This is a genomic window from Allorhodopirellula solitaria (genome assembly GCF_007859855.1).
GTDB lineage: Bacteria > Planctomycetota > Planctomycetia > Pirellulales > Pirellulaceae > Rhodopirellula > Rhodopirellula solitaria.
In genome coordinates, this window is record NZ_SJPK01000005.1 from 108,290 (window position 1) to 120,294 (window position 12,005).

Below are 12,005 nucleotides of genomic sequence, written 5' to 3' on the forward strand. Positions count from 1 at the left end.
ACCGTCAGCCATCCGCTTTTTTTGCGAACACGATTTTCATGGCCGAACTGAACCACGAGTGTGGCGTCGCCGCGATTTATCATCTCTCCGGACGCGGGCGCAGTCCCATCTGCACCGACGATGGCCCGCGACGCATCTCGCGTCTGCTGCCGCGGATGTTGCTCGACATCCAAAACCGCGGCCAACTCGCCGCTGGGATGAGCACCTTTGATCCCGATCGGCCAGGGCTACTCAAAACCCGCCGCGATGTCGGTACCGTCACGGAGGTGTTTCGTCTGAACCACCGGGCCAAGGCGGAAAACCTGATGAAATCGCTAGCCGGTCGCGCCGCGATTGGCCACGTCCGCTACGCCACCTGCGGGAAAGATGACCGCAATTACGCGCAGCCGTTTGAGCGAAAGCACATCCATAAACGAAAGTGGTTCAGTTTCTGTTTCAACGGGCAACTGGCTAATTACTCGTTGCTCAAGCAAAAACTGCTTGCCGACGGTGACCATCACCTGACGCTCGACACCGACACTGAAATCTTCTTGCACGAATTTGCTCGGTTGCTGTCGGCGAACCATGGGCGGCTAGAATGGATCGACGTACTGCGTCAAGCAACGGCTGGATTCGACGGCGCCTATTCGCTCGCACTGCTCACGGCCGAAGGCGAAATGATCGTGGCCCGCGATCCGATGGGCAACAAACCCATGTGCTACATCCACGAAGGACCCTTGTTTGCAGCGGCGAGCGAAAGTGTGGCCTTGCTGAACCTGGGTTTCGAAGCGGACCAGATCAAATCGCTACCGCCGGGACACGCCATCATCGTCGATCCGGAAACCGGCTTCCGAATGGAACAGTTCGCTCCTCCGCAGGAACCCAAGCACTGCTTCTTCGAATGGGTCTATTTCGCCAACGTGGCCAGCACCCTGGATGATCGCAGTGTTTACCTGACACGAACCAACCTCGGCCGGGAACTCGCTACCGCCGAACGGGCCCTCGGCCGCATCCCGTTGGACGACCCCGACACGATCATTGTCCCTGTCCCCGACACGAGCAAGGCCGCCGCCGATTCGATGGCCTACGAGCTATCAATTCCCTGCCGGGAAGGTTTGATTCGTAATCGCTACGCCGGCCGTACTTTCATCGAAGGTGGGCGAGCCCGGAAGGCCAAGGCAGCGGCCAAGTACACCCCGCTGAGAGAAGTACTCAAGGGGAAACGAGTCATTCTCGTCGAAGATTCGATCGTCCGCAGCACGACCATGAACGCGCTGCTCGACCGTATCCGAGATGTCGGTGGAGCCAAGGAAATTCATGTCCGCGTGGCCTGCCCGCCCATCGTTGCCCCCTGTTTCTACGGCATCGACATGAGCACGATCGACCAACTGATCGCGCCGAAGTATTTTTCACTCGATGGTGAGTTGACCGAGGAGTCGCAACAGCGACTCGCCGACGATCTCGGTGCCGATTCGCTACAATACCTGCCCGTTGAAGCACTCGCCCGCGCGATCGACCTGCCGCAAAGCCAACTCTGCCAGGCCTGTGTGACGGGCAAGTACCCGACACCAATCGGTCAACACCTGTACCAGATCGCCTGTGACAACCGCGGTTCACGGATCGATAACCAACGCACCTACGAACAACTCGCCCACGCCGTCGGCGTCACTTAAGGAACCGTTGCGTAGTGGACGAGGCGACGAGTCCCAGCAGGGCGAACGATCACGCGAATCGACGGGACTCGTCGCCTCGTCCACTACGGTACTTGCGAGAGGACTCGTCGCCTCGTCCACTACGGTACTTGCACCATTCATTTCAACCGACCCCCACTTTCTTTCTCGACCAGCTCCATGCGTGTACTCTCTGGCATCCAGCCCACCGGTCAACTTCACTGGGGGAATTACTTTGGTGCCATCCGCCAATACATCGACTTGCAGGAATCCAATGATGGGTTCTATTTCATCGCCGATCTGCATGCATTGACGACCGTTCGCAGCGCCGACCAACTGCGTGCCAACACCCTCGACATCGCCCTAGATCTGCTCGCTCTCGGCCTCGACCCGAACCAAGCGACGTTGTTTGTGCAGTCGCACATTCCGGAGGTCACCGAGCTGACATGGCTGTTGATGACGGGCACCCCAATGGGATTGCTCGAACGCTGCCATGCCTACAAGGACAAGAAGGAGAAGGGGCTCAACGCGGACGCTGGATTGTTCACTTACCCCGTGCTGATGGCTGCCGATATCCTCGCCTACGATTCCCAAATCGTTCCCGTGGGTGCCGACCAAGTCCAGCACATTGAGGTTTGCCGCGACCTCGCGGGAAGTTTTCATCACACCTTCGGTGAAACGTTTGTCTTGCCCAAAGCCAAGACACTCGACGTAGGGGCCCGGGTGCCGGGGACCGATGGCCAGAAAATGAGCAAGAGCTACGACAATACCCTGCCGCTATTTGGCGACGTGAAGAAAATCCGCAAGCAGATCATGCGGATCGTGACCGACAGCCGTCCTGTCGACGAGCCCAAGGATCCCGTCGGCGACCACCTTTTCGATCTCTACCAATTATTCGCATCGCCTGACGAGATCGCCGCGATGGCGGAGAAGTATCGGGCCGGCGGCTTCGGTTATGGTGAGGTCAAGAAAGCGGTCGCCGAGGCCAGCGAAGCCTACTTCGCTCCCGCCCGAGAGCGACGCGAAGAACTGGCTCAGGATCTCGATACGGTCCGGGACATCCTCGCTGCTGGTGCGGCTCGAGCCCGCGAGGTCGCCGGTGGCGTGCTCGACCGGGCACGCTCGGCAGCCGGGCTGCGGTGACCCCATGGCGATTGTGGCGGTCGGTACCGAAATTGTGCAGTGTGCTCGGATCGCACAGATGATCCAACAGCACGGCGAACAGTTTCTCGAACGGGTCTACACGCCCTCGGAAATCGACCACTGCGCCCAACTCCCCGATGCGACCAGCCATTTCGCTCGTCGCTGGGCTGCGAAACAAGCGGTATACAAGGCGCTGCACTGTCACCGCAAAGGCGTCCGCTGGACCGAGATTGAGATCCAATCGCGGCCGACGTGCGGCCCCGCCATCTCACTGTCGGGAATCGCCCATGAACGCGCCCTCGAGGCGGGGGTCGACACGATCCACGTCAGCCTCGGTGGATGCCGCTCGCAAGCGATCGCCTATGTCATCTTGTGGCAGGATGACACGCCCTAGCGATCAATTCGCGGAGGCCGGGCCGCTGAAAAGGAGCCGCCATGACGCCCTCGCCAGATTGGCTCCCCGCTGGACCATCAGTGGCCCGCAGGTTCTCACTAAGGTAAGCTAGTCGGGGCAAAGTTCGAAAGTCTCCCGTTTCCTCCCCTGAGTGAAGGTTGAAAAAATTCAATGAAGTATGGCATGAATCTGTTGTTGTGGTCGGGCGAAGTCACCGACGAGTTGCTGCCGGTCTGCGAGCAGCTCAAAGCGGCTGGTTTCGACGGCGTGGAGTTGCCGATGTTCAACCTCGACCTGGATTATGCTGCACTGGGCAATCAGCTCGACTCGATCGGGCTGAGGCGCACCGGGGTGATGATCCGTAATGAGGAAGACAACCCGATTTCCCCAGATCCCGCCGTTCGGCAACGAGGCGTTGACGGAAACAAGCGGGCTCTCGATTGCGCCGCCGCCGCAGGCGTAGAGACGATCGTCGGTCCTTATCACTCTGCGATCGGCGTGTTCAGTGGCAACGGACCGACCGAAGATGAGTGGACATGGGGCGTCGAATCGATGCGGGCGACAGCCGAACACGCCGGTTCGGTGGGCGTTCGGTTGGGAGTCGAAGCGCTCAACCGGTTCGAGTGCTATTTCCTCAACACACACGCCGACTCGACTCGATTTGTGCGGGAGGTCGATCATCCGGCTTGTGGGATCATGTACGATACGTTCCACAGCAACATCGAAGAGAAGAGTGTGACGGATGCCATCAACGCCGGTGGGGAAAAGCTTTTCCACGTTCATATCAGCGAGAACGACCGCAGCACGCCAGGCACCGGTGGAATCAATTGGAAAGAGAACTTTGATGCGATCGCCGGCAGTGGATACGACGGATGGATGGTGATCGAAGCCTTCGGCTTGGCACTGCCTGAAATCGCCGCGGCGACCAAGATTTGGCGGCGGATGTTCACTGACGAAATGACCCTCGCCAAAGACGGTTTGGCGTTCATGAAATCGGAAGTCGCCAAACGCAACGGTTGAGGTGAATGCGGGCGGGATGCCCGCGTTGTTTTCCCGAGAAATAATGCTTCACTGCGTTGCCGCATCGAGCGGTGAGCAATTGGCGGCCGAACAACGCGAGAGCAATCCAGCCATCACTCAGTGCTCCAGGTGCGCCAGAACCAAGGCGAGATCAGCGGGCGTGATCCCACTGATCCGTTTAGCTTGGGCAAGGTTGAGCGGGCGCACCTTCGTGAGTTTCTCGCGTGCCTCGGTTCGCAGCGACCCGATGCGGTTGTAGTCAAACGAGACGGGGATCCGTTTCTCGCTCATCCGCTGCTGTTTGTCGACGTCCATTTGCTGCCGGTCGAGATAGCCAGCGTACTTGATATCGATGCAGCATTGCTCAGCCGCATCGGGAGCGATTTGGTTCAGTTCGGGTACCAATTCGCACATCATGGGCCATGTCACTTCAGGGCGTCGCAGGTAGACGTCGGCCGGGCTTTTCTCGATCCGCGCCGCTGCGAGGAGTTCGCGGCCAATCCGGATCTGTTCGAGTTTTTCAGCCAAGCGGTCGCGGCGCGGTGCATCGATCAAACCGAGCTGATCGGCCTGGGCCGTCAAACGACGATCGGCGTTGTCTTGCCTCAGCAACAAGCGATACTCAGCCCGACTGGTAAACATTCGATAGGGTTCGTCGGTTCCCATCGTCACCAAATCGTCGACGAGCACCCCGAGATAGGCGTCTTGCCTTGCCGGTACCCATGTGGATTGTCCAGCCACGGTGCGGGCGGCATTGAGCCCCGCGATGAGACCTTGCCCCGCGGCTTCCTCATATCCGGTCGTGCCGTTGATTTGGCCTGCGAGAAATAGTCCCGCGACGCTTTTGGATTCGAGATGCGGCCAGAGTTGGGTGGGGGGACAGAAATCGTATTCGACCGCGTACCCGTAACGCATGATCGACGCTTTCTCGAGGCCGGGGATCAAGCGAAACATGGCGTCTTGGACGTCGCGCGGCAGGCTGGTGGAAATCCCGTTGACGTAGACCTCTTGCGTTTGCCGCCCCTCGGGTTCAAGGAACAGCTGATGACTCGATTTGTCAGCAAAGCGAACCACTTTGTCTTCAATCGAGGGACAGTACCTCGGACCCTGCGAATCGATTTGGCCGCTGTACATCGGAGCCCGCGTCAAATTTTCTCGGATCAAGTCATGCACCGCCTCATTGGTGTGGGCGATATGACATGGCATCTGGGAGGTCGTGATCTCTGATGTGAGGAAACTGAACGGCTGCGGCTCGTCGTCACCAGGTTGGACTTCGATTTGGCTGAAGTCGATCGTGCGGGCGTTGAGCCGCGGCGGGGTACCGGTTTTGAATCGATCGAGCTCAAAGTTCAGTCGGTGCAGGGCACCACTGATACCGGCCGTGGTACCCTCACCGGCCCGACCACCCGCACTCTGGGCCTCGCCGGTGTGCATGATCGCTTGAAGAAATGTGCCTGTGGTCAAGATCACCGTCTTCGCGAGGTAGACCGCGTCACCGCGCACCTTCACGCCGACGACGCGCTGGGTCGCCGATTCTTGCGGATCCTTGCTATCGGAGGGCTCGGTCAGCAGATCCTCGACGGTCTCTTGGCGAAGATCGAGATTGGGCTGAGATTCGATCTGCCATTTGATGTGATTTTGATAGGACTTCTTGTCCGCCTGCGCTCGGGGGCTGTGCATGGCGGGGCCTTTGCGGCGGTTAAGCATGCGAAACTGGATCGCGGTGGCATCGATAGCCTGTCCCATCAATCCACCAAGGGCATCGACCTCACGAACGATCTGCCCCTTGGCCACCCCGCCGATCGCAGGATTGCAGGACATCTGGCCCACGGTGTCGAGATTCGTCGTCAGCAGGGCGGTGCGTGCCCCCAAGCGTGCGGAGGCCGCAGCCGCTTCGGTGCCGGCATGGCCAGCCCCAATGACGACAACGTCATAGTCATAACGATTTTGAAATGAGTCGCGATTCAAAAGTTGAAGTCCGCTGGGAGGAAATGCCGATATGGCAGACAAGGTGTATTCTTCGAGCAACGCATCGAGCGCCCGTAATTCCCTGATTTTGACCAAACCATGCGATTTGAACAGCACCGAAATCCAGGAACTGCAAATCAAATACTGCGATTGAGTCGAGGCGCGGTCCTGGTTGCCCTGTTGGTGGTTGTCTCAGCAGCCGCCCCTTGCGCTGCGGCGCAGACGGTGCCAGACGTTATTTTGGGATCGGGATCGTTTTTAATCCCGTTCAATATCGGCGCCGACGGGGCCCCGCCCCGAGAAGTCTACCTGTACATGGCCTCGGCTGCCGATGAAGAGTCGCCCAATGGCATGATGGTGAGCGACAAGCTGTCCGGTGATGCCGTTCGGGGAGAGGGCACCTCTGCGTCACCCGGCTCTGGCAAAAAATGGCAACTGCTCGATCGACAGCCACCGAGTGCCCGTCAGTTTCAGGTTTCCGAAACCCCCGATGGCACATTTTGGTTCGCGATCCGCACCATCGATGCGAGCGGCCATCCCCATCCGTCGGGCCCTATCGAAGCGGAGTTGAAGGTGGTCGTCGATACCACCAACCCGGTAGTCGAATTGGACGCCGAGGCAGATGCGGACGGCAAGATGACGGCGACGTTTTCGGTCCATGACGCCACCGAAGCATCGACGATGACCGCCTACTACGCGACTGACACCTCTCAGAAATGGCGTTCGATCACCGTCCAACGGACGGAACAAGGAGGTGAGTTCGCATTCGAACCCGCCGAACCTTGGCGTCAGCTATCACTGCGTTTGCGGGTAATTGACGGTGCGGGCAACGAAACCGTCGTGGTCAAAGACCGCATCGAAAAACCCCGCATCGCCACCGCGGGCAAAACGCGGTTGGCATCGGGACCACTGGGTTTTGGCAACGCCTTCGGGCTCGGCAATGTCGCGGGGACGCCGCCAGGCTACCCGAATTTTGGGCAGCCGAACCAGTCGCCGACCTCGACGCTCGCGGGGAATTCGCCCGTCTTGCCGCCCCCATCGACTGCGGACCAAATCAGCAACGATTTCGGCCGCTCGGCCCCCACCATCGAGTCCTTGCCAGCAGGCCCCGAGTCACCAGCGGCGGCTGAAACACTGCAAACGCCACAGGGAAAACCGGAAACGCCGATGCAGGCCATGCGGCCACTCGAGGCGCCCGCGAATTCGCCGAACATGGCGCCGCCAAGTGCTCCCTCACCGTCGAAGTCCTCACCGTCGATGGCGCCACCGCCAGCGCCGAACCGCAGACCTGTCGCCAGCGGCGCCCAGCCGCCCACCGGCGGCGCCCAACCGGAAACACCGTTCTTCACCGAATCGATCCCATTGCCGGCTGCAGAGCGTCCCGCACCCACGCAGCTCAACCAACCGGCACCGCCGGAGGCGAGCATCGACAAGCCCGACCAGACGCCCGCCGCCCCGACACGCGCCGACGAACCGACACCAGCCGAAGCCGCCGACGCCGACGACGCTGCGTCACCCTGGACTCCGCTGGATCCGCGGCGGTCCAAGAATCCGAGCCGCTCCTTCAGTAGCGAGCCCAACATGCGTCCGGTCCAGCCCGGCGAATTTCGCGAGCAAGAACGCGCCCCGACGGTCTCGCGTCGCGAGCCCGTCACTGACACCCCGCTCGACCTCGATCTCTTGTCTCGTCGCGCCGTCGTTCGCCACAGCGAAAGTCATCAATTTAGCCTCGACTATGAGATCGAAGCGATCGGTGGTCGCGGTGTCGAGGAGATCGAACTCTATGGCACGACCGATGGCGGACAAGCCTGGAAGAAGTGGGGGAGCGATCCTGACAAGCTCAGCCCCTTCGACATCGAGACCAGCGGCGAGGGCATCTTTGGATTCCAGATCGTCGTTGTCGCTACCAATGGCCTTTCGAGTCCACGGCCCTTGCCGGGTGATGCACCCGATATTGTCGTGGTTGTTGATGAGACGCTTCCGGAAACCGGAATCTCGGGTGCGAAGTACGGCACCGGCGACCGCGCCGGTTCACTCGTGATCACTTTTCACTGCGAGGACGACTACCTCGTCTCCCGCCCGATCACGCTGTCCTTCAGTGATTCGGTGAGCGGCCCGTGGACGACCATCGCCGCCGGACTTCGCAATACAGGCGATTATGTCTGGCCCGCTGACCCACAGTTGCCCCGCGAAATCTACCTACGAATCGACGCCCTTGATCAAGCGAACAATGTTGGCAGTTATGTGCTCGAAGAGCCGATCGACACACAGGGCTTAGCACCCCGTGCTCGAATTCGCTCCTTCCGTGCAATTCCAGGCCGGTAACGGCACCGTCCGAGCCGAGTTCTAGAAGTCGGCGTTGCCCGGTGTCCGAGGGAATGGGATCACGTCACGGATATTGGTCATCCCGGTGACGTACTGCACAGCCCGTTCGAGGCCGAGCCCGAAGCCAGCGTGGGGCACACTGCCGTATCGCCGCAAATCGACATACCACCAGTACTCTTGTTCATCGAGCCCTGCCTCCGCCATGCGTCGCTGCAGTACATCGAGCCGCTCCTCGCGCTGGCTGCCGCCGATAATCTCACCGACTCCTGGCACGAGCACATCCATCGCGGCAACGGTCTTCCCGTCGTCGCTGACACGCATGTAGAACGGTTTGATCGACGCGGGGTAATCCGTGAGAATCAATGGACCATCGACGAGCTGGGTGAGATACTTCTCATGCTCGGCTTGCAGGTCGATGCCCCATTTCACGGGGTACTCGAAGGATTCATCGCTGGACGTCAAACGATCGACTGCGTCGGTATACGTCATATGCTCGAACGGTTTGTCGACGACGTCTTGCAACTGGGCGAGCTTCCCTTTTTCAATTCGTTCATCGAAGAACGCCATGTCTTCGGCACAGGAATCGAGGCAGTCAGAAAAGATGCGTTTGAGGAACCGTTCGGCGAGTTGCATGTTATCGCTGAGGTCATAGAACGCCGCTTCGGGCTCCACCATCCAGAACTCGGCGAGGTGTCGCGACGTGTTGCTGTTCTCGGCGCGAAAGGTTGGACCGAACGTGTAGATTTTGGACATCGCCGACGCGTAGGTCTCCCCTTCGAGCTGGCCACTGACGGTTAGGTGTGTCGGTTTGCCGAAGAAGTCTTGTCCAGCATCGAGAGGACGGTTCGAGCCAGCGAGTTTGTCAAGGTTCAGCGTCGTCACGCGAAACATCTCACCCGCCCCCTCGCAGTCGCTCGCCGTCACGATCGGGGTGTGGAGACAAAAGAACCCAGCCTCGTCGAAGAATCGATGGATGGACTGGCTCAACCGGTTTCGCACTCGCATGACCGCGCCGAGCGTGTTCGTGCGCGCCCGAAGATGTGACCATTCGCGTAGTTTCTCAAACGAATGGCGTTTCTTCTGCAGAGGATACGTCTCCCCGTCACACCATCCCGTCACCTGCACCGACTCCGCATGCAGTTCGGTGGCCTGCCCCTTGGCGGGCGACTCGAGCAACTGCCCCCTGATGATCACGCTGCATCCCGCCGTCAGCTTTTGGACTTCACTGGCGTAGTTTTCGAGTTCACCAGGAACAACGACTTGCAAATTTCCCAGACAGGTTCCATCGTTGACCTCGAGAAAGCTAAAGCCGCCTTTGCTGTCACGCCGCGTACGCACCCAGCCACGAATTTCCGCTTCGGTGGGCAAATCCGTACAGCGTCGACATGCGTCAATAGTGATCCAGTCCACGAAAATCCTTTCAAAAGTGAAGCGAACAGCAGCCGTTATTACCAGAAGTAGTAGTACAGTCCTGCGGTCACGAAGATAACGCACGCGCCAGCGATCTGGGCACCTCTTGAGGACGCCATGTCCATTTTCTCGTTGACTGGCATCGTCACCGGGGTCTTCAGAGGATTGATCAATGTGACAACGAGACCGACAATCAACACCGTGAAGAAGCAAATCGCCATCCGGTCGAGGAAGGCGATTTGGTCTGCATACCACAAGTCGTTCCCGACGATCCAGTCACCCAATACCGTCATCAATGCCCAGTAGGCAATCACGTTGATGACAATCCCCAACCATCCGAAATAACGAGGGGTGCGTGGCGAAAAGAATCCCAAGATAAAGACAGCGAGGATGCCTGGCGAAATGAAGCCCTGGAACTCTTGAATATAGGAGAAGATGCTCTCAAAACGATCGAGGTAGGGGGCTACCATCGCAGAGAGAAGAACGAACAACACCACGAACACCCGGCCGACGACGACGAGTCGTTGTTGATTGGTTTCCTTGGTGACCTTGGCATATAAATCCATCGTCGCGAGCGTCGATGCGGAGTTGAGCATCGATGCGAGTGAACTGATGACTGCACCGGAGAGTGCGGCAAGAATGAACCATGAAATCATGGGGTAGGGTTTGATCAGATTGCGCACGAGTACAGGGAAAGCCGAGTCGTAGTCGTAGCCAACGAGTTTGTTGGCCGCCACGGCATTGGGGGCCGTCTCTGCGGCGATCACCGCGTAGTCATTGATCTGCTCGCTGATCCGCTCGGGTGAATCGGTAGGGGAAACATCGAGATCTTTATCGGCCAGTTTCGCGTTCTGTTGCAATGCCTGCCAGGCCAATTCCGGTTGCAGTTCGACAAAGGCACGGTCGACAGTGAAGACGCTCGAATCCCCAGCTGTTTCGACAGAATTGATGTTCCGTTGAGCAGCTGATTCGTGCAGGTCGCCACTGAACAAATTGAACGCCATGATCCCAGGGATCACCACCAGAAACGGAATAATGAGCTTCATCGAGGCGGCAAAAACGATCCCTTTCTGCCCCTCGGCAAGCGACTTCGAACCGAGCGTGCGCTGCACGATGTACTGATTGAGCCCCCAATAGAAAAAGTTGGGGATCCACAACCCGATGAGTAACGCGGTCCAGGGGATTTCCGAGTCTTCTTTGGGCCGGACCATGTGCGTCTTGCCACCGCTGCCGTTCTCGCCGTGGACGGCGACCGCTTCGTCGTCGACGCCATCATTGAGCAAGATAAATCGTCGCCAAAAGCCTGCTTCCTCCAAGTCTGCGACGGTGGCGTCGGAGTTTGCGACTTTCGTTTGGATCAATTCCTCGGCAGGACGCTCGCTGAGCTGGACAAAGGCCATCACCATCACAATCACACCGCCGAGGATCAATGCGGATCCCCAAACCAAATCCGTCCATGCACAGGCCTTGAGTCCACCAACGAACACATAGGCCGCTGCGAATAGAGCGATCAGCCAACACATCGCGGTCAAGTTATTGAGCACCGGAACCGTGTTGTAGTACTCCGAGATGAACTTGGCCCCTGAGAAAATCACCGAGGACGTCGCTACGAAGACAAGCGTGACCACGGCTGGGATCGCCATGGCGAGGCGCGCGACCCAGTTAAAGCGGTATTCCAAAAACTCGGGGATGGTGAACAGCCCCGCCTTGAGAAAACGCGGGAGAAAGAGGAACCCCACCAACACCAACGTCACCGCTGCCATCCATTCATAGGAGGCGATTGCCATCCCCAACCAGTTGGCGGCCGATCCCGACATGCCCACAAACTGTTCGGTCGAAATGTTGGCGGCGATCAAAGAGAAACCGACCAGCCACCAAGTCAGACCGCGTCCGGCGAGGAAGTAATCCGATGCGTCATCACTCGGATCCCCATCATCGGGCTCCTTGGCCATCCAGATTCCTAATGCGATCACGCCGATGACGGATCCTAGAAACAGTACGACTTCGAGAATGTTCATAAGTTGTAGATAAAGGCGGGGATAAACGATGCTTGATGTGCCGGGAGATGGCGTAGTTCTAAGCTATTTCACTGCCGC

Annotated in this window: 8 protein-coding genes; 5 read left to right on the top strand and 3 right to left on the bottom strand. The window is 58.8% G+C overall.

The features are described from left to right. Positions 1 to 38: 38 nt before the first annotated feature. The 4 genes from CA85_RS11705 (at position 39) to CA85_RS11720 (ending at position 4,206) form a co-directional block, all read left to right on the top strand. Positions 39 to 1,652 carry an amidophosphoribosyltransferase gene (locus tag CA85_RS11705; RefSeq protein ID WP_146391530.1) on the top strand — a complete coding sequence of 538 codons (1,614 nt, stop codon included), beginning with the start codon at positions 39 to 41 and terminating at the stop codon, positions 1,650 to 1,652. A gap of 177 nt (positions 1,653 to 1,829) precedes the next feature. After that, positions 1,830 to 2,792, top strand: coding sequence for a tryptophan--tRNA ligase (gene trpS / locus CA85_RS11710; protein ID WP_146391531.1), 963 nt, complete (start codon positions 1,830 to 1,832; stop codon positions 2,790 to 2,792). A 4-nt stretch (positions 2,793 to 2,796) separates the two neighbouring features. Continuing rightward, positions 2,797 to 3,186 (top strand): holo-ACP synthase, encoded by a 390-nt coding sequence (gene acpS, locus CA85_RS11715; protein WP_146391532.1) that lies wholly within the window; start codon positions 2,797 to 2,799, stop codon positions 3,184 to 3,186. Positions 3,187 to 3,357: 171 nt separating this feature from the next. Further along, positions 3,358 to 4,206 (top strand): sugar phosphate isomerase/epimerase family protein, encoded by an 849-nt coding sequence (locus CA85_RS11720; protein ID WP_146391533.1) that lies wholly within the window; start codon positions 3,358 to 3,360, stop codon positions 4,204 to 4,206. Positions 4,207 to 4,323: 117 nt separating this feature from the next. Here CA85_RS11720 and mnmG read toward each other — a convergent pair whose 3' ends face one another. Continuing rightward, the gene (gene mnmG, locus CA85_RS11725; RefSeq protein WP_146391534.1) at positions 4,324 to 6,216 is read right to left on the bottom strand and encodes a tRNA uridine-5-carboxymethylaminomethyl(34) synthesis enzyme MnmG; all 1,893 of its coding nucleotides are present in this window, start codon (positions 6,214 to 6,216) and stop codon (positions 4,324 to 4,326) included. Positions 6,217 to 6,273: 57 nt separating this feature from the next. Between mnmG and CA85_RS11730 the strand changes: the two genes are divergently transcribed. Further along, positions 6,274 to 8,499, top strand: coding sequence for a hypothetical protein (locus CA85_RS11730; RefSeq protein WP_146391535.1), 2,226 nt, complete (start codon positions 6,274 to 6,276; stop codon positions 8,497 to 8,499). Positions 8,500 to 8,520: 21 nt separating this feature from the next. Here CA85_RS11730 and asnS read toward each other — a convergent pair whose 3' ends face one another. Both asnS and CA85_RS25675 read right to left on the bottom strand, forming a co-directional pair. Further along, the gene (gene asnS / locus CA85_RS11735) at positions 8,521 to 9,909 is read right to left on the bottom strand and encodes an asparagine--tRNA ligase (RefSeq protein ID WP_146391536.1); all 1,389 of its coding nucleotides are present in this window, start codon (positions 9,907 to 9,909) and stop codon (positions 8,521 to 8,523) included. Between the two features lie 38 nt (positions 9,910 to 9,947). Then, positions 9,948 to 11,927 carry a sodium:solute symporter family transporter gene (locus tag CA85_RS25675; protein ID WP_246112719.1) on the bottom strand — a complete coding sequence of 660 codons (1,980 nt, stop codon included), beginning with the start codon at positions 11,925 to 11,927 and terminating at the stop codon, positions 9,948 to 9,950. Positions 11,928 to 12,005 lie beyond the last annotated feature (78 nt).